The organism is Leeuwenhoekiella obamensis (assembly GCF_055391795.1).
This window is the reverse complement of sequence record NZ_AP029251.1, coordinates 1,650,899-1,675,669: the sequence shown is the minus strand read 5'-3', so window position 1 is coordinate 1,675,669 and position 24,771 is coordinate 1,650,899. Positions and strand designations below refer to the sequence as shown.

Below are 24,771 nucleotides of genomic sequence, written 5' to 3'. Positions count from 1 at the left end.
TTTAGGAGGGGCGTTTTCTTTTTTATTTATTTGGCTGCAGCCAAATCTTCTAAAGGAATTTGATGCTTAAGTATATCATCAAAATTCTCTCTTTCTCGTATCAATTTTAATTCTCCATTAATGAAAAGCACTTCTGCAGGTCGCAATCTAGAGTTGTAGTTGCTAGACATTGAGAAGCAGTATGCACCGGCATTACTGAATGAAAGAATATCTCCATCAGTAATTTCGGCAATTCTGCGGTTTGTAGCAAATGTGTCTGTCTCGCAGATATATCCCACAACGCTGTAAAAACGTTCTTTTCCTTCCGGATTGCTAATGTTCTCTATATGATGAGAAGATCCATAAAGCATAGGGCGGATAAGGTGATTAAAACCACTATCTACCTGTGCAAAAACAGTAGAAGTTGTTTGCTTTACAGAGTTAACGCTCACAAGAAATTTACCAGATTCACTCACTAGGAATTTTCCTGGTTCAAAAGCCAGCGTAAGTTCGCGGCCGTATTCTTTTTCAAAAGCATTGAAGCGTTTTGTTAGCTTTTCGCCAAACTCTTCAATGTTAGTTTCAATATCGCCAGGGTTATATGGTACTTTGAAACCACTACCAAAGTCGATAAAATCTAATTCTTTAAAATGCTTTGCAGTATCAAAAAGGATCTCTGAAGCATGAAGAAAAACATCAATATCAAGAATATCGCTACCGGTATGCATGTGAATACCGTTAATGTGCATTTTAGTATTTTCTACAATACGTAGTAAATGCGGTAGCTGGTGAATTGAGATTCCAAATTTACTATCAATATGCCCCACAGAAATGTTTGTGTTTCCACCAGCCATAACGTGAGGATTGATCCTTACACAAACAGGGATCTTTGGATGTTTTGTACCAAAGCTTTCTAAGATAGAAAGGTTGTCAATGTTTATTTGCACACCCATTTTGGCGACAGCCTCGATCTCACTCATAGAAACCCCGTTAGGAGTAAAAATGATGCGTTGTGGCTCAAAGCCCGCAGCAAGACCAAGTTTTACTTCTTGAATACTTACAGTATCTAGGTTAGAGCCTTTATTTTTAAGCAACTGTAAAACCGCGATGTTTGATAATGCTTTAACTGCATAATTAATTCGCAGGCGTTTGACCTTTTTAAAAGCACCGGTTAGACGTTTATATTGTGATACAATTTTATCCGCATCATATACATATAGCGGACTCCCGAACTCCTCAACTGCCTTTAATAGGTCTATACGTGTCATTGTTAAAAATTTTAAGCCTACAAAGCTAACATAGAAAAAAGATTCTACATCCTGTTATTGTTAAAAAAATCCCAATTTATTTAAGCGAGTCACGCTGGGTGTGGTGGTTTTGTACATTTAGTTATTAAAACCCTTAAGATGACTTCAATTTTTACCAGGCCAATGTTTCCTCTGGAAATAGTGGTTTTTCCTCAAGAGACAATAGCCTTGCACATCTTTGAGCAGCGATATAAAGACTTAGTTCAAGATTGTTTAAAGTCTGGGATGACATTTGGTATACCTGTGGTTATGGATGGTAAATTAAATTATGGTACAGAAGTTAAGCTTCATAAAATAGTTAATGAGTATGAAGATGGAGCTATGGATGTGGTTTTTAAAGCCTTGAGAGCTTTTAAAATAGAGCGTTTTTACAAAGATTTTAATGGTAAATCATACTCTGGGGCAGATGTAAGCTTTTTAGACAACGAAGAAGATGGTTTAGCTACCCAACGATTAATTTACATCGACTTGCTTAAACAGCTTTATAACCTACTTAAAATATCAATTCCCGAAATCGATATAAACAAAACTACAAGCTTTACTTACGCACACAAGTTGGGTTTAACGTTAAGTCAGGAGTATCATTTGCTCACTATGAAAAAGGAGTCAGAGCGCCTGAAATATCTTCAAGATCATCTTAATATTTCAATACCCGTGCTTCAGCAAATGGAAAAGGCTAAGGAAGTTGCGAGACTTAATGGCCATATTAAGAATTTTGATCCTTTAGATTTTTCTGATCTTGCTTTTTAAAAAGTATAGATATGTCTTAAGTGAAGTTTCTTTTTAAAGCATAATTACAAGACATTTTTATGTATTTATCTTACTTTTGTTTTGAAAAATTTAAAAACACAAGAATCCGCTAGATTATGAATCTACACGAATATCAAGGAAAAGAGATACTAAGCAGTTTTGGCGTTCGCATACAGCGCGGTAAAGTTGCTACTACACCAGCAGAAGCAGTTGAAGCTGCAAAAAAACTTACTGAAGAAACCGGAACAGGATGGCACGTAATTAAGGCTCAAGTTCATGCCGGTGGTCGTGGTAAAGGTGGTGGTGTTAAACTCGCAAAAAACCTTCAGGATGTAGAATCTATTTCTAATGACATCATTGGGATGAACCTTGTAACTCCGCAAACTTCTGCAGAGGGTAAAAAAGTTCACCAAGTGCTTGTTGCGGAAGATGTTTACTATCCTGGTGATAGCGAGCCAGAAGAATACTACATGTCTGTACTGCTTAACCGCGCTACAGGTAAGAACATGATCATGTATTCTACAGAAGGAGGTATGGATATCGAGGAAGTTGCTGAGAAAACTCCACACCTTATCTTTAAAGAAGAGATCGATCCACTTCTGGGATTAATGCCTTTTCAAGCAAGAAAAGTAGCATTTAACCTTGGTCTTTCAGGAGCTGCTTTTAAAGAGATGACAAAATTTGTAATGGCGCTTTATAAAGCGTACACAAATTCAGATTCTTCTCTTTTTGAGATCAATCCTGTTCTTAAGACAAGTGATGACAAAATATTAGCAGTAGATGCTAAAGTTACTCTAGATGATAACGCACTTTACCGTCATAAAGATTATGCAGAGATGCGTGACAAACGTGAGGAAAACCCTATTGAAGTAGAAGCTAAAGAAGCTGGCCTTAACTATGTAGACCTTGACGGTAACGTAGGTTGTATGGTAAACGGTGCAGGTCTTGCAATGGCAACTATGGATCTTATTAAGCAAGCCGGTGGTGAACCAGCAAACTTCCTAGACGTAGGTGGTACTGCAGATGCAGAACGTGTTGAAACTGCATTTAAGATCATCCTTAAAGATCCAGCGGTAAAAGCGATTCTAGTAAATATCTTTGGAGGTATCGTTCGTTGTGATCGTGTAGCTCAAGGTATTGTAGATGCATACAAAAATATGGGTAATATAGATGTGCCAATTATTGTGCGTCTTCAAGGTACAAACGCAGATATCGCAAAAGAATTGATAGACAATAGCGGTCTTGATGTGCAAAGTGCGATTCAGTTTCAAGAAGCTGCAGACAAAGTACACGCAGTACTTTCTTAAAATAATTATTTCGCTTTCGCGGAAATCTAACCCTCAGGATCCCTGGGGGTTTTTTTATGCTTTTTATTTATAAGTCAGTTTATTTTATAGGTAGGTGTAACGATTTATTTTTTGGTTGGTCTTTAAAGTAATCAATCAAATCAATAATGAAACGAGCAGTTATGTTACTGGCAGTACTTCTATGCCAGTCTTTTTTATTTTCACAGGAAACTGATAGCATTCCGAGGAAAAAGATCACCATTTCAAGAATTACCGAAGCACCGAAGATTGATGGAGTTCTTGATGATAAAGCTTGGGAAGGTGCTGCGATCGCTTCAAACTTCATTGAGAGAATGCCTAACAATGGCAAACCCATTGCCGATAGTCTTTCAACAGAAGTTAAGATCGTTTATGACGACAATGGGATTTATTTTGGCGCAAGCCTTAAAGACCCAGATCCCTCAAAAATCCTTACCGAACTTACTGAGCGTGACGATATAGGTAATGACGACTTCTTTTTTATTCTCCTTAATGGCTATAATGACAGGCAGCAGAGTTTGCAATTTATCGTGACCGCTGCAGGTGTGCAGTATGATGCAAAGATGACGAGTAATGGCGAGGATACTTCGTGGAATTCCGTTTGGTATTCTGCAGTGAATATTGTGGATGATGGTTGGATAGCTGAAGTTTATATCCCGTATTCTGAGGTGCGTTTTCCTGAAAAAGATGTGCAGAAATGGGGTTTGCAGTTAGAGCGAGAATTCAGACGTACACGCACAAGATATTCGTGGAGTCACGTAGATAATACAAAGGGATATTACTCAATTTATGACGGTGAGATCTATGGTATAGAAAATATTGAAACGCCTACACGACTTAGTTTTCAGCCTTATATTTCTTCATATTACAATAATTATGACGGCACAGGAGATGTGACTGTCAATGGAGGGATGGATCTTAAATATGGTATTAACGATGCGTTTACGCTAGATATGATCTTGATTCCGGATTTTGGTCAAACGCCTTTTGATAATGCGGTTTTGAATCTCTCTGCGATAGAAGTGCAATACGTTGAGCAAAGACCGTTTTTTACAGAGGGAACAGAGCTTTTTAATATAGGAGAGCTTTTTTATTCTCGTAGAATAGGTAGTGCGCCTTCGGGTAGAGTAAACCTTGCAGAAAATGAAGAATTGATTGAATATCCCGGAAAAGTAGATCTCCTTAACGCGCTTAAGATCTCTGGCCGTACAGACGACGGACTTGGAATCGGCTTTTTCAACGCAGTTACAGAAAATACTTTTGCTAAGATCAAGAATACTGAAACCGGTGAAACACGGGAAGAAAAAGTAGAGCCGATAACCAATTATAATGTGTTGGTTCTAGATCAGCGTTTCGGTGATAATTCTTCTATTTCTTTTGTGAATACCAGCACCGTGCGTGACGGAAGTTTTAGAGATGCGAACGCCACGGCACTAGCGGCAAATATCACGAATAAGAAAAACACCATGCGCTATTGGGCAGGTTTAGAAGGCAGCTGGGTGCATGAAGATGAGACAAAATTTGGTGCAGAAGCGAGCGCTGGTCTTTCAAAGATTAGCGGTAAACATCGCCTTAGCGGCGAAATTTCTCTGCGTACTAAAGATTATGATATTAACGATCTAGGATATTCTAACTTCACAAACCAGATCACTTATTATGGCTATTATGGCTACCGTTTATTGCAACCCAAAGGCTTTTTAAACAACATGTTTCTAAACTTTAATCTTGCCCACACGCGCAGGCTGGAGCCAGATCTTTATAACGAACTCAATTTCAATTTTAACTCCAGTTTTACCACAAAGAAGTTTTGGAATTTTGGTGGAGGTTATGAGAGTACGCCTTTCGGCGAAAAGGACATCTTTGAGCCTAGAACACCCGGAAGACATTTTAATATCCCTACATATAATGAAGGTTGGGTTTGGGTAAGTTCAGATTTTAGAAAAGCACTGGCTTTTGAAACCTTTGTTGATTGGACAAAATTCAGTGAAAAAGGGCGAGCTGTTTTGAGTATGGATTTTAGTCCGCGATATCGGGTTTCAGATAAATTGACCTTTAGTCTTAGTAGCCAGGCAAATCTATCTAATAAAGAAGAGGGTTTTGTTACTAGAAATAATGGAGACATAATTTTTGGTCAACGTGATCGCAACACGTTAATACAATCTATTAGATCAAAGTACATCTTCAACAATAAGATCGCGTTGAATTTAGCCTTTAGGCATTATTATTCTGAGGTTACCTATTTAGGTTTTTATGCTTTGCAAGAAGATGGTGAGTTGCAACAAACAGCAATAGAAAATGAATTTGACACCACTTATAACACCTGGAATGTTGATCTAAGATTCTCATGGTGGTTTGCTCCGGGGAGTCAAGTGAGTTTACTGTATCGCAACGCAATTGAATCTTACGTTGGCGAAACCAATCAAAGCATGTCTGATAATTTTGAAACCTTGTTTGATCAGCCGCAACTTAATAGTCTCTCACTTAGAGTTACTTACTTTCTTAATTATAATAGAGCTAAAAACTGGTTTAAGAAGAATAATACAAGTACTTCTCAATCAACTTCTTTCTTAAATCGTAGAGGAAAAAAGTATGATGGCTTAGTTTCTGGTTTTTAAATAGTTAAAAAGTGTTAAAATCATTAAAACGCTGTAACTGTTTGATTTGTCAATAGTCTATTAAGTATAACATTCATCAATTTAAAATCAAACAATTATGAGAAATTTAAAAACCTTATTGCTTGCGGTTTTGATAGCTAGCAGCAGTGTAGCAATGGCAAACACAGAGCCAACAAATTATGACGAACCAACTAAGATCTGTAAAGAAGTTACAACGTTCTTAGAAGAGCACAATCTAGAACTTGCTTCAGATGTAAAAGCTAGAGTTACTTTTATGGTAAACGGTAGCAACGAAATCGTTGTTATGAATGTAGAAACAAAAGACAAGGCTGTTGAGAAATACATCAAAGCTCGTTTAAACTACAAGAAGCTTAAGTCATTTGCTAAAAAAGGTACTCCTTACTTTCTGCCAGTAAAAGTTGAGCAGAGCTAGAAAAAGAAGTTTTATACCTACGAATGAAACCCGGTTCTAATCAAATCGGGTTTTTTAATGCCATAAAGTCAGCTATTATTCATTTAAAAATGACAAAAAGGCATTAATTATGAGTTGGTATTCATTTTGACTATTGAATCATGAAAATATTTACAAACAAGTTTCAATTAAAAAATATAGTAAGATGAGTTTAGTTAAAAGAACAGATGAGAATTGGTTACCAAACATTTTTGACGATATGTTTAAAACAGATTGGTTTGGTGGTACAACTAATGTAAACAGCATCGGCACAAGTATTCCGGCTGTGAACATTAAAGAGAATGAGGATGGTTTTAGTGTAGAAGTTGCTGCTCCTGGCAAGTCTAAAGAAGACTTTAATATTGAGTTAGACAATGAGGTGATGACCATTTCGGCGCAAGCCAAAAAAGAAAACGAAACAAAAGAAGACAACGGCCGCTACACGCGTAGAGAATTTAGTTACGCAACTTTTAAAAGAGCCTTCACACTTCCTGATAGCGTAGATAACAGCAAGATCGCTGCGTCATATGAAAATGGAGTTTTGCTCATCAGCATCCCAAAAAAGGAAGAAGCAAAGGTGCAGCCCAAACGTCTTATTGAGATAGCATAATTCATGTTAGGTTAATTAATTAAGTTAGTTAAGATGGTCAATGCCTCGCGATTTGCGGGGCATTGATTTTTATGGGGGTTTTCACCCCTTTTTTATTTCATTGTGGCATTAAAAGGAAAAAATACTTAACTATGAAGGTTATAAACTAACTAACCCAATCATGATCAAAAAATTACAAGTTATATTTTTCTTGCTTCTTGTTTCATTTTCAGCGAGATCACAAAAAATATTACTTACTGCAGATAGACTTTTTGATGGAGAATTACTTCATAAAAATTACGCAGTTTTAGTAGAAGGCAACAAAATTCTTGCTGTTGATGCCTTTTCTTCGCTTAAAGCGAAAGCAGATACTATAATACAATTTGGCGATAAAACCATAATGCCGGGAATGATAGAAGGACATTCGCATGTTTTGCTGTATCCCTATGATCAAAGATCTTGGAACGATCAGGTTTTAAAAGAATCTAGAAGTCTTCGCGCTATTAGAGGAGCGATCATGGCAGAGCGCCAACTTATGGCTGGTTTTACTACCGTGCGTGATCTAGGTTCAGAAGGTGCAGAATATGCAGATGTAGCGGTAAAAAGAAGTATTGAAACCGGGCTTACTCCGGGCCCTAGAATGATTGTTGCTGGTCGCGCAATTGTTGCTTCAGGAAGTTATGGTCCTAAGGGGTTTCATCCAGATGTGCACACGCCGCTAGGCGCGCAAGCTGCAGATGGAGATGAATTGCGCAAAGTTACACGTGAGCAAATAGGCTATGGAGCAGATGTGGTAAAAGTTTATGCAGATTACCGCACAGGACCTCGTGGCGAGTCGATGCCTACATTTTCATTAGAAGAATTAAAACTTGTGGTTGAAGCAGCTAAAAGTAGCGGTAGAAAAGTGGTGGCTCATGCTGCGACCGAAGAAGGAATGCGCAGAGCGATCCTTGCTGGCGTTTCTACCATTGAGCACGGCTCAGAAGCCACAGGTGAGATTTATGAATTGATGAAACAACATAAAGTGGCGCTTTGTCCTACACTGGCGGCTACTTATTCAATAAACACATACGGCGACTGGGACGGTAAATCATTACCAGAACCACAAGAGATAACTGAAAAAAGAGAGTCTTTTAAAAATGCCCTTAAACATAACGTTACCATTATCGCTGGCGGCGATGTGGGTGTTTTTCCTCATGGAAAAAATGCGCTAGAGCTTGTGCTTATGGCAGAGTATGGTATGTCTAACATTGATGTTCTTAAAGCCGCGACAAGTTCTAATGCAAAATGGATCTCGCTTGATCCTGTGGGCAATTTAAAAAAGGATTATTTAGCAGATATTATCGTTGTAGATGGCGACCCATCAGAAGAGATCAGCAAATTATATGATGTTGATTTTGTGATGAAAGATGGCGATATTTATAAGAGTTAATCTGGCTTTCGCCAAAATTCTTCAACTATGAGATCAATTCTTTCTTTTGTCTTATTAATCATTTGTTGTACTGCAAATGCACAGGAAAAGGAATATCATTTTTTCAAATCAGTTGATGGTTTGCAGATCGCTTATACAGATGAAGGTAAAGGTGAGCCGGTGATGCTTATTCACGGTTTTATCAATACCGGAAGCAGTTGGGATAAGTCGAGTTTAAAGAAAGAATTACTTAATTCGGGTTTTAGAGTGATCGTGCCAGACCTTAGAGGTAACGGTAAATCAGATCAACCTCATGATCCAGAGAAGTACAAAAATAATATTGAAATAGATGATCTCATTGCTCTAGCAAATCATTTACATTTAGAAGAATATAGCGCCGTAGGTTATTCTAGAGGTGCGATAGTTTTGGCAAATCAGCTTACAAAAGATAAGCGCATCACAAAAGCAGTTTTAGGCGGAGTAGGGTTGGACTTTTCAAATCCTGATTGGGATAGGAGAATAATGTTTGCCGATGCTTTTACAGGTCGCAAAGAACCCAATGAGATCACCGCCGGAGCGGTAAAATATGCAAAAAGTATCAACGCAGATCTTGAGATCTTAGGATACCTTCAGGATTATCAGCCGGTGACTACACCTCAAGAATTAAAAGAAATTTCAGCAAAAGTTCTGGTTATTGCAGGTGATCAAGATAAAGGCAACGGCGATCCCGCAGAACTTCATCAGGCAATTATTGATAGCCAACTAGTTTTTGTGCCAGGTGAACATGATGGCACGTACCACTCAGTAGCTTTCGCGGAAGCGATAATAGATTTTTTAAATCAGTGATCTTATTGATTTTCTTTTCGCATAAAGCGAAAAAACATCTGCGAGATGGGTATAAACATCAGTCCGGCAAAGAGGAATAGCACAAATGCAACCTTAAGGTTGAAGGCGTGCGCAAGATATCCCACAAGCGGTGGACCTAGCAACATCCCCACGATAGAGTAAGTAGAAATGATCGAAACAGCCATGCCTGCGCTGTATTTTTCTGATTTACCGGCAAGACCAAAGGTCATAGGGAAAATCGCTGCAGCACCTAGACCTACCATTCCAAATCCTATCAACACAGGCCAGAAATAGGGGAGGAGAATCGCGATCAGAATTCCGCAAACAATGGTGATGCTACTTAAAATATATGTACGCTCTTTGCCTATACGATCTATGATCTTATCGCTCATAAAACGCGAGATCGCCATAAAGATCATAAAGCTTAAATGACCAAGTGTGAAAACGTCTTGCCCCACGATTTCTTTAAAATAAACACCCGTCCAGTCAAACATTCCGCCTTCGCAAATCGCCGCAAAAAATACAAGAAGGCCCAGAGAGAGGATGAATTTATCAGGTTTGCCTATTTTGATCTTGTTACCGCTAGTGGCCTTGTCTTGCTTGATCAGCCAGCGATACATAGGCAGCGCAACAATAAGCACAAAAATCGAAATGCTCAACAAATGATAAGGCATTGCAACATTGTATTTTACCATCAATGTTGAAAATCCCACACCAAGAACGCCACCGCCGCTCCACACACCATGAAACGACCCCAAGATCGTTTTGCCGTATTTCTTCTGTAGCGTAATACTCTGCGTATTCAACGAAATATTTAAAATACGCATACAAAAACTAAAACTAAATATCGCGATCACAAGTACAGCGATGTTTTGCGCAAAGCCAATGGTTGCAAGCGACAACGCAAATACACAAAACGAGATCACCATAGGAACCCGGCTATTAAATCTTGATACAAGCCAGCCGCTAATGGGCAAACCTATCAACGAACTAATAGGCATCGTGAGCAATAAATTACCAAGTTCAGCCTCATTGAGGTCAAAATTTTCTTTGATCGTCGGGATGCGAGAAGCCCATGTAGAAAAGCAAAAGCCGGATAAAAGAAAATAAAAACTCAGCGCGATACGTTGCTTCCTTGTGGTGCTCATTTAATGCTTAATTAAGAAGCGCAAATATCTTTCAATTTATCGGTCTTGAGATTACCAGAAGATTAAAAGTTTTTTCGCTTTAAGCGAAAGGGTGTTTTCTACAATTCATACAATTCTAGCGGTAGATCGTCAGGATCTGCAAAGAAGGTGAACCTTTTGCCCGTTAACTCATCAACTCGCACCGGTTCTGTTTTTACACCTTTTTCATTGAGTGAATGTATCGCTTCATCAATATCTTCCACTGAAAATGCGAGATGTCTTAGACCCGCAGCTTCAGGTCTTGAAACACGCTCTGGCGGATCAGGGAATGAGAATAATTCTATCACGTAATTATTGTCTAAAGCAAGATCCAGTTTATAGGATTTTCGCTGGCTACGATAGGTTTCTTGCAAGATCTTTAAACCTAAGATTTCAGTATAAAATGCTTTTGACTTTGCATAGTCGCTGCAAATAATGGCGATGTGATGAATTGCTTTTAAGTGCATGGTTTTGATTTATTTTGGCTGCAGCCAAAAAATGATTTTTCTATTTTCTAGGATGAAATTGCTGCATTACCTGCGTAAGATGTGATCTGTCTACGTGCATATAGATCTCGGTAGTGGTGATGCTTTCGTGGCCCAGCATTTGTTGAATTGCTCTTAGATCGGCGCCGTTTTGTAATAAATGTGTCGCAAAAGAGTGTCTAAACGTATGCGGACTGATAGATTTCTTAATGCCAGCATGAATCGCCAAATCTTTAATGATCGTGAAGACCATCGCACGTGTTAATCTGCTGCCGCGACGATTGAGAAATAACGTGTCATTAAATTCGGGTTTCGGTGTGGTGTGAATCCTGATCTCGTTGCGATAAATGTTGATGTATTTCTGCGTGATATCTGCGATAGGTACAAAACGAGTTTTGTCGCCTTTGCCTGTGACAAGGATATAGCCTTCTTTAAAAAACAGATTTGAGATCTTAAGATCAAGTAATTCTGAAACGCGAAGGCCGCAACCATAAAGGGTTTCGAGCATGGCGCGATTGCGTTCTCCTTGCGGATGGCTAAGATCTATGGCTGCGATAAGTTTGTCAATTTCTTCTTCAGAGAGCGTGTCTGGAAGTTTGCGACCTAGCTTTGGCGCTTCAATGAGATCCATGGGATTATCCTCGCGATATTCTTCAAAAACGAGATAATTAAAAAATCCTTTTAAACCACTAATGATCCTAGCTTGTGAACGCTCATTTACCGTTTTTGCAACTTCATAAACAAAGGTTTGTAGGGTATCTTTTTTAATACTTTTTGGCGAAAGCCCTATCTCATTTTCTTCTAGCCATTGCGTGAGTTTCTGTACATCAAGGCTGTAGTTTATGATGGTGTTTTTTGAGAGGCCGCGTTCTAGTTTGAGGTAATATTTATAATCGTCAAGTGTTTTTTGCCAAGTCATAAAGCAAGCTAGTTTGTGCTATATCCATCGCCTAATTTAAGGCTTAACTGAATACCATGCCTGCTGCTGAATGGATTTGTGCCAAATGAATGATTATAAAAATACATAAGTCTAAAATTCTCAAAAAGATACGCGCCGGCAAGAAGATTTACAGATGAGTTAGATCTATAACCGGCACCAAGTTCAAACTTCTCTTTTATAGTTGTCGCAACATTTACATCTACTTGAAAAGGTGCGTTGGGCTCGTATTTTAAAAGCAAATTAGGTTTGATTATGTATTCATCAAAAAGTCCGGCGTAGAAACGGTAGCCAAAAATACCATAAACTGGCAAACTCAAGGAAACAGATTTATCTGAAGCAAGAACGTCACCCAGAATATTAGGCGTAGAAATCCCAGCATAAAACTGCTCCTGATTATACAGCAGACTCATCCCGATCATAGGTACTGTAGATTGTAAATTTTGAGCAAAATTAGGGTCGTCTTCAAGGCCTAGTTCAAGAAAGCGATCTTCATATTGCATAACTCCGGCGGTTAATCCAAAAGACAAAACAGGCGTTTGATAATTTTGATAATATGGACGAGTATCCATAAAACCCAGCTCAATCTTATAGCTGTAAGCAGCGTAGAATTGAGTTGTTGTGGTAACACCAACTTCGTCAAAAAGAATTCCGCCGCCAAGGCCCATTTTACCATCTTGTAACGGGCTGGTAATTGTACCCGTAAGCGTACGCGGACTCCCATCAAACTGATTAAAAAAACCAGAGTTGCTGATGTTAATTTCAGCATTTGCAAGCATGCCTGCATAAGCTGAGTTCAACAAGAATGGGTTGTAGTTATATTCTGCAAATACAGGTGTTTGCTGGGCTTTCGCCAAAAAACATACGAATAAGGATAAAATAAATAACTTAAGTCTCATGATTTTCTAGCGTCGTATTACGATAAACCCTTTAAGGTCATTAAACTCTGATTCTTCTGCGGTTTCAATGGTAAAAAAGTAAGTTCCGTTAGGTAACTGTGAAGCTCCCATTCCGGTTTTTCTATTGGCTGTACCATTGAAGGAAATAGACTGGTTATCATAACCAGTGGCTTCAAAAACAAGATCGCCCCAACGATTGTAGATCTTAACCACATTATCAGGAAATTCTTCAATTCCTGGTATTTCCCAGAAGTCGTTTCTTCCATCACCGTTAGGAGAAATACCATATTTTGTTTCTTTTACTTCTGTTAGCGTTGTAAAACTCACAATCTCACAACCGGTCGCAGAACCCAAAACATTAAAAGGCGTAACACTTATGTAAAGCGTTGTTCCTTCAGGAAATCCTGTGCTAGGAGAATAACTTGTTCCGGCAACTATTGTTTCTTCATAAATGTCTATTTGGTCAGAATCACGGCTTACGGTTACCACATAAGCATCTGCATTTTCAACGGTCGTCCAATTAAAAACAGCCTCAAGCGCAACGTTTATATCACCATCTAATGGATTGATAATAGTTGTACAGGCAGGAAGCGTGAGCAACGTTTCGGTTGTGAAACTTGTTTCGGTGCAACCGCTTGCGTTGCCGGAAGAATTGTAAGCCGTTACAGTAACGAATATTTGTGTGTTTTCTGGTAGATCATTCGGTAGATCGTAAGAGGTAACATTTCCTACATCTTCGTTATTCACAATGTCTGAACCACCAGAAGTTGTACCTACGGTTAAGAAATATCCAGTCGCTTCCGCGGAAGCGTCCCAGCTAAGATCAGTGTCGATAGCCACATCAGTCGCGCCGTCTGCGGGATTGTTTAAAACAACACACTCAGGAACGGTGATCACTGTTTCGGTTGTGAAACTTGTTTCCGTGCAACCGCTTGCGTTTCCGGCAGTGTTGTAAGCCGTTACAGTTACGAATATTTGTGTGTTTTCTGGTAGATCATTTGGTAGATCGTAAGAAGTAATATTTCCTACATCTTCGTTGTTCACAATGTCTGTACCGCCCGAAGTTGTACCAACGGTAAGTCTATATCCAGTCGCTTCCGCGGAAGCGTCCCAACTAAGATCAGTGCTGATAGCAACATCTGTCACTCCGTCTGCGGGATTGTTTAAAACAACACATTCAGGAACGGTGAGCAGAGTTTCGGTTGTGAAACTTGTTTCGGAGCAACCGCTTGCGTTGCCGGCAGTGTTGTAAGCTGTCACGGTAACGAATATTTGTGTGTTCTCTGGAAGATCATTTGGTAGATCGTAAGAAGTAATATTTCCTACATCTTCATTATTCACAATGTCTGAACCACCAGAAGTTGTACCAACGGCTAAGAAATATCCGGTCGCTTCCGCGGAAGCGTCCCAACTAAGATCAGTGCTGATAGCAACATCTGTCGCTCCGTCTGCGGGATTGTTTAAAACAACACATTCAGGAGCCGTTATGATAATCTCTGTGGTAAAACTTACTTCTGTACAACCAGTTGTGCTACCAATGGAGTTTATAGGAATAATCGTTACAAAATATTGCGTGTTTGATTGCAGCGTTCCGTCTGGTAAATCGTAGAAAACATCAGTTACCGTATCATTTAAAATATCGTCAGCACCTGAACTTGTACCTACAAGTATAGTGTACTCGTCAGCGCCATTTGCAGCGTCCCAGTATAGATCTGTGTTGACATTTACATCTGTAGAATTATTTACAGGAATGCTAAGCTCAGTACAATCTGGCGGAGCGGTTGTGTTGCTCGTAGTGAACATTTCTTCAGTACAACCGGTTAGTTCACCATCAGCAAAATATGGTGTGATCGTTACATAAATATCTTGATTGGGAGGAAGATCATTTTGAAAATTATAGATCTGAACATTGCCTACATCAAGATTATTTTCAATATCTGTACCGCCTGATGTTGTGCCTACATTAAGAATATATCCACAAGCTCCTGTGGTATTTTCCCATTCGATCCCAGAATTTATGGGAACATTTGTGTCTAAGTTTAATGGATTGCTAAGGGTAACACATGTTTTGGTGACGCTTACATTTACTGTGATGTCATTTCGCGTAAGCAAAAGATTTTTACCGTTTGTGCCTGGAGGATCAGCATTCTCAAACGGAACCAGATCGCTTGTGATCTCGCTGTAATAAACGCCGTTGTCACAATCGCTTATGTTGCTAAGAATTAGCTCAGGTGAGTCTGGCGCATTTGTAAGTTCTACACCATCTTTAAACCATTTATAATGATTTTGCTCACCGCGCACGGTGGTTTTAAGAATCACATCGTCGCCAGCAGTAGGCGTAAGGTTTTCGATTTCGTTAACCTTAGCTTGTAGTGCATAAGTGTAGTCTCTAAATAATGGCAAACTTGGGATGTTTGTCCAATACGTTGTTAAGAACGAAACGTAACTAAGATGCTCATTTTCAAAATCGCCAAAATGAAAATTATTATTGTCAAAGTTGAGTTCAAAATAATTTGTGCGTCCATCTTTTGTAAGACTTGCAAAATCAGGAATTCTACCAGATAGGTTATTGAAACTCACATCTAGCACATCAGAAGCACCAAGAGCGCCTTTTGCATTCCAGATTGCATAATACTGATCCATAATATCAGTACCAGAAAAAAGGTTGTGATTTAAGATCAGCGAGCCTAGTTTGGTGTTTTGGGTAATATTAAGAGACTCGATCTGGTTATTCGCAGCGTTAAAATATTGTAGTTCTGGGTTTTGAGTAAGGTCAAGTCCTGTGCCAGTAAACAGATTATTATTAATGATAAGGGCGCTTAGTTTTGTATGAGTTGTAACATCAAGTGCAGGCAATTCATTATAAGCTAGATAAAGATTAAGTAGATCAATATTGGTGCTAAGATCAATACTTGGGAGTTTATTGTAATTAAGGTTAAGCGTGTTAAGCTTAGTATTTGTTGTAAGATCCAGATTAGTAATATTATTACTAGAAGCATTAAGACTTGTGAGATTTACGTTTTGACTTACGTCAAAAGTAGTGAACTGGTTACTCGCTAAGTTCAACGATTCTAGAGCAACATTGTTAGTCAGATCTATATTCGTCATATAATTACTTCTGGCATTTAAAGTTCTCAAAGCCATGTTTTGAGTAACGTCTAGCTGTAAGCCAGGAGCAGAATTCTTCCCAGTTATAGTAAGATTTGTAAGCATATCTGCATCAGCAAAAGAAACTGAAGCGATCTGGTGACTAGAGATTTTAATATCTGTTAGTGTACTGGTTTGTGGTACGTCAATGGTTTGCGTATTTGTAGTTTGAAGCGTGATGGACTCAAGTGCAAGAAAATTTGATAAGTCTACATTAATAATATTTCCTCCTTGAAATGCAACCGTTTTTAGCACATTTTGCTCGCTGGGTAACGTCGCATTGATCGCAAAAGAGTTGTTGAAATTAGTACTAAGTGCCAAATATTCTAGACTGCTGTATCCTGAAAAGTCAACCGTAATATCATTGTGCATTAAAAGATATATGTCTACAACTGTATCAGTATTCGGGAAGATTACATTTTGAAGATTCCTAAAGTTATAAATATCTATTTCCTCTGACTTGAGATTGTTACTAAGATCAATAACGGTAATAGGAGCGGAGTTTGTCCCGCCATTTGCTCTCGCCTCAAATATGCGCAACTCTGCATTTGCGCTTAGATCTAGTGAAGCAAGAACCATATTTTGATTAAATCTTAGTTCTTCTAGTTGCGTTAAAGAGGTAAGCGGCAAAGTCGCAAATTGATTTGTGCCAGCATCTAGAGTTAGCAGATTTGTAAAAGCCTCTAATCCTGTAAAATCTGTAATCGTATTTACAGAAATATTTAAAGCGGTTACCGCTTGCGCATCAGTATTTAGAATGTTGCCGTTAAGACCATTTGTGTCAATACCTTGATCTACGAGAAACTGCTCAAAATTACCATCTGGTATTGCAGTGGTTTGGGCTTTCGCCGAAAGGCAAAAAATAAAAACGAGGACTAAGTAGAAATACTTCATCGAATTAGTTGAGAGTTATTTTAAGAGCACAAAAACTTCCTAAAGCGCCAAAAATAAAAATATAACTCAAAACTTAATTTTTTTAACAAATAGATTTTTTTGAAAATGAACGGTTTACGACTAAATCTATGAAAACATAGATAAAAGCCACTATAATTTTTAATAATGCTTTAATAATCATTTATGCTTTCGTTATAACCGCAGGGATTCTTTTCCTCCTAGATTTGCTCAAAAATCTAAAGAAAAATATCATGAAAAAAATAGTTTTATTAGCAGCTTTTATAGTTGGAGGAATCGGAGCAATGAACGCTCAAGAGATGTTTCAATTTGGTGTAAAAGGTGGAGCAAACTTTGCTAGCATCACAAACGGGAACGACGCGTACGACAATGAAAGCGGGAGAACAAGCTTTAATATAGGTGTTCTTGCAGAAATTCCGGTATCAGAGAAATTCTCTATCCAGCCAGAGGTTTTGTATTCTGCGCAGGGAGCAACGTTGATCTCAAGAGATGAGGATAATATTTTTGATACAGACGAGAATGTAGAATATCAATTAGATTACATTCAAGTTCCTGTATTGGCTAAAGTTTATCTTGTAGACGGTCTTAACTTCCAGGTTGGTCCTTCTTTTAACTTTAAAGCAAATGAGGAGATCGATTATGCACCACAAGATGACGGTGGAGATGTAAATCTTGACGAGGCAAAAAGCTTTGATATGGGAGCTGCAGCCGGTCTTGAATATAAATTCAACAATGGCTTCTTTATTAACGGTCGTTACACATACGGTTTTACAGAACTTTATGACAACAGTGACCTTCATAACTCTGTTATCCAAGCCGGTGTAGGGTTTATGTTCTAAAAAGAAATTGTTTATTAGGGATGTAAGAAAGCGTTTGTCTTCATTGGGCAAGCGCTTTTTTTATGTTTAAAACTGTGGCAGTTTAATTTTTTACTGTTTTATAAAGGTTTATTTTTGGCTTAAAGCCAAAAGATGAAAGAACTAAGAATATTGATCATTAACGGTCCTAATCTAAACATGCTGGGCAAGCGTGAACCGGGAATTTATGGTAGCCAGACCTTTGAAGATTATTTTACAAAACTTCAATTGAAGTATAAGGATACGCAGTTGAGCTATTATCAATCTAATATTGAAGGTGAGCTTATAGGAAAGATCCAGGAAGCTGATGAGGATTTTGATGGCGTGATATTAAATGCTGCTGCTTACACGCATACCTCTGTGGGAATAGGCGATGCGGTAAAAGCGATAAGTAAACCGGTGATCGAGGTGCATATTTCTAATACTTTTGGAAGAGAAGAATTCAGGCATCAAAGCTATATTTCTGCCGGTGCATCTGGCGTTATCCTAGGTTTTGGTCTTAAAAGTTATGACCTTGCGATAGAGAGTTTTTTAATAGAATAAAAAAAGCTGAGCGTTTGCTCAGCTTTTTCTTTTTTATGTTGTTCTAAGATTAAAATCTTTTCCCAAAAGTAAGTCCGATTCTAGGATATGCTTCTGATCCGTAACTGCTGTCATCATACAAAAAATTACGTCCTAAACCGCCATAGATCTCAAATACAAAACCAGACTTGGTCATGAATTTTCCACCGGCTGCAAATCCCATCCCAAAGCCAAATTCTGATTCTGATCTTGATTCAGAACCACCATCTGATAAATAGTAAACTTCATAATCTACATCTTGAGAAAATAATGCTGTGTTTGCTTCAATAAAGAATCCGGCAGATGGTTTATTTCCAAAATAGAAACGATAAAATGGGGTCACCATATACTCTAAGTCAATATCATCAACTAAAGCCACAGCGGCAGAAAGACCTATACTACTTTCATCAGATAGATGTCTTTCGTATTTGATTTCAGGAATTCCTGCTACAGAATAAAGCATATTAAGCGTGAATTCATTTTTACCAAGACCTTGATAATCGCTATAATCTTCCTCTTGAGCAAAACCAGTAAGTGATGCGAATAATACGCATGCTAAAATTGCAATGTTTTTAATTTTCATGATGAATTTTTATTGATTGAAGCAAATAAAGAAATAATACTGAGAAATAAAAAGCATTATCATTAAATATACTTTACGGTTATTTATTTTGGTTTTAATTATTTGGCTTTAAGCCAAAAGAAAAATGCCGCACTTGATAAGTACGGCATTTTAATTACTATAATGTAGCCTAAATCTTAGGCAAAATTTTATAAGTGAATCACTTCGTCGTAAGCATCAGCTGTAGCTTCCATAACCGCTTCACTCATTGTAGGGTGAGGGTGAACAGCTTTTAATACTTCGTGACCAGTAGTCTCTAGCTTACGACCCAGAACAGCCTCTGCGATCATATCTGTAACTCCAGCACCTATCATATGGCAACCTAACCATTCACCATATTTAGCATCAAAGATAACTTTTACAAAACCTTCTTTGTTACCAGCAGCACTTGCTTTACCAGATGCAGAGAATGGAAATTTACCTACTTTGATCTCGTAACCAGCTTCTTTAGCTTGCTTCTCTGTCATACCTACAGATGCGATCTCTGGGCTAGCGTATGTACAACCAGGAATGTTACCATAATCTAGTTTCTGTACGTGCATACCTTTAATCTTCTCAACACAAAGAATACCTTCAGCAGAAGCTACGTGTGCAAGAGCAGGACCAGGAACAACATCACCTATTGCGTAATATCCTGGCATGTTAGTTTGGTAAAAATCGTTAACGATGATCTTATCACGATCTGTGATGATACCTACGTCTTCAAGACCTATACCTTCAATATTCGTTTTAATACCTACTGCAGAAAGTACGATATCTGCTTCGATCTTTTCTTCTCCTTTTTTAGTCTTAACGGTTGCAACAACACCATCTCCAGAAGTATCAACACTTTCTACAGATGAGTTAGTCATCACATTAATACCTTGCTTCTTGATGCTACGCTCAAATTGTTTTGAGATCTCCTCATCTTCAAGAGGTACAAGGTTAGGCAAGAATTCTACGATAGTTACTTCAGTACCCATGCTGTTGTAGAAGTTTGCAAACTCTACACCTATAGCACCACTACCTACTACGATCATTTTCTTAGGTTGCTCAGCAAGTGTCATCGCTTCACGATATCCTATTACTTTTTTACCATCTTGTTTAAGACTTGGCAATTCGCGTGAGCGAGCACCAGTTGCGATGATAATATGATCTGCGCTATATTCTGTACCATCAACGTCTACTTTTTTGCCTGGCTTAAGTTTACCAAAACCATTAATAACGTCGATCTTATTTTTCTTCATTAAGAACTGAACACCTTTGCTCATGCCTTCGGCAACGCCACGGCTACGCTTAATAACGGCATCAAAATCTTTATCAGCACCTTCTACTTTAAGTCCGTAATCTTCTGCGTGTTTTAGGTATTCAAAAACCTGTGCACTTTTTAAAAGTGCTTTTGTAGGGATACAACCCCAGTTAAGGCATACACCACCTAGATTTTCTTTTTCTATAACAGCGGTTTTAAAACCCAGTTGTGAAGCACGAATGGCTGTAACATAACCACCTGGGCCGCTTCCTAAAACTATGACATCGTATTTGCTCATATCTATTTTGGTCAAAAAAATTAGAGCACGAATTTACACATAAAAACCCTAAAAAACGAACTGAACTCTGGCTGGGTTTTTGGGTTTAAGAATTACGTTACTTTCTTAGTTTTTCTGCAATGATTTTGCGTAAAACAGGAATATTTTCTTCAAGAAACCAAGGATTTTTGTTGATCCAAAAATGATTTACAGGAGATGGGTGTGGAAGTAAAAAATACTTGGGTAAATATTCTCTAAAATTCTGAAGGCGTTGTGTCAACGTTTTATCGTCTTTTAAATAATATCGTTGCGAGTGATTACCGATCAATATAAATAGCGGATCGTTTTCAAATTTTTCTAACACTTTATGATGCCAAAGTGGAGCACATTCTGGGCGAGGAGGGAGATCACCGGTTTTCGCTTTGCCTGGATAGCAAAACCCTAAAGGTAAAACAGCAAAATTATCAGGATCGTAAAATATCTCCTCATCAACGCCAAGCCAATCTCTTAATCTTCTGCCGCTGGGATCGTCCCATGCTTTATTGTTAAGGTGCGCAAGTCTGCCCGGCGCCTGACTTGCCAGTACTATTTTGCTTCTAGAAGTTCCTGAAATAATAGGATTTGCGCCCAGCGGTAAGTGCGGTTCGCAAAATCTGCATTGCTTTATTTCATGAATTAACTTCTTGATAGGTTGTGTTTTTATTTGGCTTTAAGCCAAAAAATAACCCGCGAAATTGCGGGCTATTTATTCTAATATTATCTTTCAATTATTTTCTTAATTGAATATCACTTTCTTTAATATCAAGTGTATTCATTAATTCACTTAAGCTAGGTGTCTTGTTGAATTGAGATATTAAGTCGGAAGGAATAAGAGCAATTCTAATAGGAACGCCCACAGTATAAAAATCATCTAGAGTACTAAGATCACTATCACCAATAATTGATATAAGGGCTGTTCCACTTACATAATCAAAGTCATAGACATATTGAAATTCTCCTTGATCATCAAAATAACTAACAGGTAAGTTTGTCCAAAGATTGTCACCAAGGTTTAAATAAACAATTATTATATCTCCATCAAGAACACCGTTGTAACCAAATTCTTGTGAAGTCCATACGTTTCCATCGGCGTCAAAGTTGAAATCTGCTGTTTCTTCATAAACCGTAGGGACAACAACTCCGTCTGCTCCATTTTGACCATCTTGTCCATCAATGCCATCATATCCCGGAGGTCCTGGAGGGCCTTCTGGACCTTCACATGCAGTTAAACCTAAAGCGAGTATTGTAAAAAGTGTGAGTAGTTTTTTCATTGCTTTAATAATTTATAGTTATACTTTTTGAATAATCAATAGTCGTTCCAAAAAATAGATTAACGTTATTTTTTTCTTTTTATTGATCTTCAAAATCTATGCTAAGCGAATTCACGCAGTAGCGCTGTCCTGTTTCTGTAGGGCCATCGTCAAACACGTGACCTAGATGACTACCGCAGTTTGAGCATAAAATTTCGGTACGAATCATACCATGGGTAGTGTCACGCACATATTCTATCGCACCTTCTTTTGCTTGATCAAAACTGGGCCATCCGCAGCCACTTTCAAATTTGCTATCGCTTTCAAATAATTCTGAGCCGCATGCTGCGCAGGCGTAAGTGCCATTCTCAAAATGTAAATTGAATTTTCCTGTGTGCGGACGTTCGGTTCCTTTTTGTCGTAAGACATAATATTGCTCAGGAGATAATTGCTCCTTCCAGTCTTGTTCAGACTTTTCTACAGCATACTTTTTCATATTACTGATCTGCTGGTTCAAAATCTAAAGCAACTCCGTTTATGCAATGGCGTTTACCGGTAGGTTTTGGTCCATCGTTAAAAACGTGACCTAAGTGCCCGCCGCAAGTTGCGCAATGTTCTTCTGTGCGCGTGTAGCCTAATTTATTGTCAGAAGAAAACGCAACGTTACCTTCTATATAATCAAAAAATGATGGCCAGCCTGTACCGCTGTCAAATTTTGTTTCACTTTTAAAAACTGGTGTACCACAAGCAGCGCAAACGTAAGTTCCTTTTTCTTTGTTTCTCAGAAGGTCGCTGGTAAAGGCACGCTCAGTTCCTTCTTTTCTAAGCACATTATATTCGGCATCTGTAAGTTCCGCTTTCCACTCAGAGTCAGTCTTAGAAACTTTAAAATCTTCTTTTGTCTGCTTTTGAGCAGAGCTTTGACAACTTAGGCACAAGGCCAAAATTGCCAGCATTAGTATATTTTTCATAACAAAACATGTTTTTAGCTAAATTAAGCAAACGCCTTGCCAGCCCATTTTTCTTAATATGTTTTTAACAAAACGCTAACGCTACAACCTTGTCATGATAATATTCTTTTAAAATAAGCCTTAAACTTTTGGTAAAAGGTTTTAATGCCTAATTTTAGAGTAATTACTAACTAACCATAATACCCTTTGAAACAACAGCGTGTAATTATTGAAAATATTAAGCCCCAGATAAATAGCGGGGAGTTTTTTATAAAAAGAGTAACCGGTGAGATCGTGAATATTACTGCAGATGTAATAGGCGATGGTCACGATGTTATACAGGCAGAAGTATGCTTTAAACATGCAGATGCGGCAGACTGGCAAACCGTGAGATTGCAACCCGGCATCAACGATAATTACCACGCATCCTTTATAGTTGACAAACAAGGCGATTGGGAATACAAGATCAAAGGTTGGGTCGATCAAGCCTTAAACTGGCAACATGGTATAGAGGCAAAGATCAAAGATGGACAGCATGTAAAAAGTGAATTGCTTGATGGTGTGCAATACCTTAAAGCGATCATAGATGATCTTAACGATAATGATAAAGCATATTTAAACCATGCGATTACCGTTTTTCAGGATGAGCATGCTTATGACGAGGCCGCTGCAATTGCCATAGAAGATAGGCTACACCAACTATTTTATAACAATCCTATAAGACAGCTTTTCAGCGAAAGCAAAACATTAGCGATCTACGTTGATAGAGAAAAGGCACGTTTCAGTACATGGTATGAATTTTTTCCTCGTAGCGCTTCCGCGGAAGAAGGTAAGCACGGAACATTTAAAGATTGCGAAAGGATCTTACCTCGTGTCGCTTCGATGGGATTTGACACGCTGTATTTTCCGCCGATTCATCCAATAGGCGAGAAAAACAGAAAAGGAAAAAATAACGCAACCAATGCGCAAGAAGGAGATTCTGGTGTGCCATGGGGAATTGGTTCTCGTTTTGGTGGGCATAAATCCATCCATCCAGAATTAGGGAATGAGGAGGATTTGAAAAGCTTGATCAAAAAGGCAGAAAGTCTGGGAATTGAAGTTGCGCTAGATCTTGCATTTCAGGCGGCTCCAGATCATCCATATCTTGAGTCAAACCCTGAGTGGTTCAAGAAACGTCCAGACGGGACAATGCAGTATGCAGAGAATCCGCCAAAGAAATATCAAGATATTGTAAACTTTAATTGGGATACGCCTGCTTACAAAGAGCTTTGGCAAGAATTGCTTAGCGTTGCTCTACATTGGATTTCCTTCGGTGTTAAAGTTTTTAGAGTAGATAATCCGCACACAAAGCCATACCTTTTTTGGACCTGGTTTATCACCGAAATTAAAAAAGACCATCCAGACGTGCTCTTTTTGGCGGAAGCCTTCTCAAGACCACGCGTAATGCAACAGCTTGCTAAACAAGGATACTCGCAATCGTACACTTATTTTACTTGGAGAACCAGCAAGCATGAGCTCACAGAATATCTCACAGAGCTCACTCAAACAGAGATGAAAGAATATTACAGGCCAAACTTTTGGCCTAATACGCCAGATATTAATCCGTATCACTTGCAAGGTGCAAACGAGGCGCAGCATTTAATTCGCTATGCGCTGGCAGCTACATTAAGTAGTAACATAGGTTTGTACGGGCCGGTGTATGAATTTATGGTGACTGACGCGATGCCGGGTAAAGAAGAATATCAGGACTCAGAGAAATATCAGATCTGCCATTGGGATTGGGATTATGAGAATAAATTGATGCGTCTAATTGCGAAGATCAATGCGATAAGACATCAGCAGCCTGCGTTGCAGCAAACAAATAATATTCGCTTTTGCGAAATAAACAATGATGCGATGCTTGCTTTCTATAAGTATGATCAGAACAAAAACGATGAGTTGCTCATAGTGATAAGTCTTGATCCTTATTATAAACAAGCGGGATCAATACAGTTGCCGCTAGGAGAACTGGGCGTGCATCAAGGACAACGTGTGATGGTAAAAGATCTGGTAACAGACAGCACGTATAACTGGTATGATGAGTGGAACTACATCGAATTACACCCAGCATTGCCTTTCCATATTTTTAAAATCTATAAATAAACATCAATCAAAGGCGAGAGCTTACA

At 38.5% G+C, this 24,771-nt stretch carries 22 protein-coding genes; 10 read left to right on the top strand and 12 right to left on the bottom strand.

Features of this window, described 5'->3' with window-relative positions; genetic code table 11:
• Positions 1 to 26 precede the first annotated feature (26 nt).
• Entirely contained in the window at positions 27 to 1,247 is a 1,221-nt protein-coding gene (gene lysA / locus ACZ5L8_RS07470; RefSeq protein WP_464440626.1) for a diaminopimelate decarboxylase, read from the bottom strand.
• Positions 1,248 to 1,385: 138 nt separating this feature from the next.
• On the opposite strand from lysA, the gene ACZ5L8_RS07465 reads away from it, so the two are divergent.
• The 7 genes from ACZ5L8_RS07465 (at position 1,386) to ACZ5L8_RS07435 (ending at position 9,273) form a co-directional block, all read left to right on the top strand.
• A complete protein-coding gene (locus ACZ5L8_RS07465; RefSeq protein WP_464440625.1) occupies positions 1,386 to 2,036 on the top strand; it encodes an LON peptidase substrate-binding domain-containing protein in 651 nt (216 codons plus the stop codon).
• A gap of 116 nt (positions 2,037 to 2,152) precedes the next feature.
• A complete protein-coding gene (gene sucC / locus ACZ5L8_RS07460; protein ID WP_462598012.1) occupies positions 2,153 to 3,343 on the top strand; it encodes an ADP-forming succinate--CoA ligase subunit beta in 1,191 nt (396 codons plus the stop codon).
• A 146-nt stretch (positions 3,344 to 3,489) separates the two neighbouring features.
• A complete protein-coding gene (locus tag ACZ5L8_RS07455) occupies positions 3,490 to 5,976 on the top strand; it encodes a DUF5916 domain-containing protein (RefSeq protein ID WP_464440624.1) in 2,487 nt (828 codons plus the stop codon).
• Positions 5,977 to 6,073: 97 nt separating this feature from the next.
• The gene (locus tag ACZ5L8_RS07450) at positions 6,074 to 6,409 is read left to right on the top strand and encodes a hypothetical protein (protein WP_464440623.1); all 336 of its coding nucleotides are present in this window, start codon (positions 6,074 to 6,076) and stop codon (positions 6,407 to 6,409) included.
• 184 nt (positions 6,410 to 6,593) lie between these two features.
• Positions 6,594 to 7,037 (top strand): Hsp20/alpha crystallin family protein, encoded by a 444-nt coding sequence (locus ACZ5L8_RS07445; protein WP_464440622.1) that lies wholly within the window; start codon positions 6,594 to 6,596, stop codon positions 7,035 to 7,037.
• Positions 7,038 to 7,197: 160 nt separating this feature from the next.
• On the top strand, positions 7,198 to 8,448 hold the full coding sequence (locus ACZ5L8_RS07440; RefSeq protein WP_464440621.1) for a metal-dependent hydrolase family protein: 1,251 nt from the start codon (positions 7,198 to 7,200) through the stop codon (positions 8,446 to 8,448).
• A 27-nt stretch (positions 8,449 to 8,475) separates the two neighbouring features.
• Positions 8,476 to 9,273 carry an alpha/beta fold hydrolase gene (locus tag ACZ5L8_RS07435; protein WP_464440620.1) on the top strand — a complete coding sequence of 266 codons (798 nt, stop codon included), beginning with the start codon at positions 8,476 to 8,478 and terminating at the stop codon, positions 9,271 to 9,273.
• Between the two features lie 2 nt (positions 9,274 to 9,275).
• Here ACZ5L8_RS07435 and ACZ5L8_RS07430 read toward each other — a convergent pair whose 3' ends face one another.
• The 5 genes from ACZ5L8_RS07430 to ACZ5L8_RS07410 form a co-directional block, all read right to left on the bottom strand.
• Positions 9,276 to 10,421 carry an MFS transporter gene (locus ACZ5L8_RS07430; RefSeq protein WP_464440619.1) on the bottom strand — a complete coding sequence of 382 codons (1,146 nt, stop codon included), beginning with the start codon at positions 10,419 to 10,421 and terminating at the stop codon, positions 9,276 to 9,278.
• Between the two features lie 98 nt (positions 10,422 to 10,519).
• Positions 10,520 to 10,906, bottom strand: coding sequence for an SMU1112c/YaeR family gloxylase I-like metalloprotein (gloA2, locus tag ACZ5L8_RS07425; RefSeq protein WP_464440618.1), 387 nt, complete (start codon positions 10,904 to 10,906; stop codon positions 10,520 to 10,522).
• 40 nt (positions 10,907 to 10,946) lie between these two features.
• Positions 10,947 to 11,843 carry a site-specific tyrosine recombinase XerD gene (gene xerD / locus ACZ5L8_RS07420; protein WP_464440617.1) on the bottom strand — a complete coding sequence of 299 codons (897 nt, stop codon included), beginning with the start codon at positions 11,841 to 11,843 and terminating at the stop codon, positions 10,947 to 10,949.
• A gap of 8 nt (positions 11,844 to 11,851) precedes the next feature.
• A complete protein-coding gene (locus ACZ5L8_RS07415; protein ID WP_464440616.1) occupies positions 11,852 to 12,760 on the bottom strand; it encodes a PorP/SprF family type IX secretion system membrane protein in 909 nt (302 codons plus the stop codon).
• A 6-nt stretch (positions 12,761 to 12,766) separates the two neighbouring features.
• Entirely contained in the window at positions 12,767 to 16,801 is a 4,035-nt protein-coding gene (locus ACZ5L8_RS07410; RefSeq protein WP_464440615.1) for a T9SS type B sorting domain-containing protein, read from the bottom strand.
• A 251-nt stretch (positions 16,802 to 17,052) separates the two neighbouring features.
• Here ACZ5L8_RS07410 and ACZ5L8_RS07405 point away from each other — a divergent pair, with 251 nt between their 5' ends.
• Positions 17,053 to 17,658, top strand: coding sequence for a porin family protein (locus tag ACZ5L8_RS07405; RefSeq protein ID WP_464440614.1), 606 nt, complete (start codon positions 17,053 to 17,055; stop codon positions 17,656 to 17,658).
• Between the two features lie 132 nt (positions 17,659 to 17,790).
• A complete protein-coding gene (aroQ, locus tag ACZ5L8_RS07400) occupies positions 17,791 to 18,219 on the top strand; it encodes a type II 3-dehydroquinate dehydratase (RefSeq protein ID WP_464440613.1) in 429 nt (142 codons plus the stop codon).
• 49 nt (positions 18,220 to 18,268) lie between these two features.
• On the opposite strand, the gene ACZ5L8_RS07395 is transcribed toward aroQ, so the two are convergent.
• From ACZ5L8_RS07395 to msrB (ACZ5L8_RS07370), 6 genes are all read right to left on the bottom strand, one after another.
• A complete protein-coding gene (locus ACZ5L8_RS07395) occupies positions 18,269 to 18,820 on the bottom strand; it encodes a DUF3575 domain-containing protein (RefSeq protein WP_464440612.1) in 552 nt (183 codons plus the stop codon).
• A gap of 188 nt (positions 18,821 to 19,008) precedes the next feature.
• Complete coding sequence (gene lpdA, locus ACZ5L8_RS07390) at positions 19,009 to 20,385, bottom strand: dihydrolipoyl dehydrogenase (RefSeq protein ID WP_464440611.1); 1,377 nt, start codon at positions 20,383 to 20,385, stop codon at positions 19,009 to 19,011.
• A 97-nt stretch (positions 20,386 to 20,482) separates the two neighbouring features.
• Positions 20,483 to 20,953, bottom strand: a complete 471-nt coding sequence (locus ACZ5L8_RS07385) for a uracil-DNA glycosylase family protein (RefSeq protein ID WP_464440935.1) — start codon at positions 20,951 to 20,953, stop codon at positions 20,483 to 20,485.
• 178 nt (positions 20,954 to 21,131) lie between these two features.
• Positions 21,132 to 21,674: a hypothetical protein gene (locus ACZ5L8_RS07380; RefSeq protein ID WP_464440610.1), complete on the bottom strand. Its 543-nt coding sequence runs from the start codon at positions 21,672 to 21,674 to the stop codon at positions 21,132 to 21,134.
• A 79-nt stretch (positions 21,675 to 21,753) separates the two neighbouring features.
• Positions 21,754 to 22,149 carry a peptide-methionine (R)-S-oxide reductase MsrB gene (msrB, locus tag ACZ5L8_RS07375; protein WP_464440609.1) on the bottom strand — a complete coding sequence of 132 codons (396 nt, stop codon included), beginning with the start codon at positions 22,147 to 22,149 and terminating at the stop codon, positions 21,754 to 21,756.
• Position 22,150: 1 nt separating this feature from the next.
• Positions 22,151 to 22,624 carry a peptide-methionine (R)-S-oxide reductase MsrB gene (gene msrB / locus ACZ5L8_RS07370; protein ID WP_464440608.1) on the bottom strand — a complete coding sequence of 158 codons (474 nt, stop codon included), beginning with the start codon at positions 22,622 to 22,624 and terminating at the stop codon, positions 22,151 to 22,153.
• Positions 22,625 to 22,810: 186 nt separating this feature from the next.
• Here msrB (ACZ5L8_RS07370) and ACZ5L8_RS07365 point away from each other — a divergent pair, with 186 nt between their 5' ends.
• Positions 22,811 to 24,745 (top strand): alpha-1,4-glucan--maltose-1-phosphate maltosyltransferase, encoded by a 1,935-nt coding sequence (locus ACZ5L8_RS07365; RefSeq protein WP_464440607.1) that lies wholly within the window; start codon positions 22,811 to 22,813, stop codon positions 24,743 to 24,745.
• Positions 24,746 to 24,771: the final 26 nt, after the last annotated feature.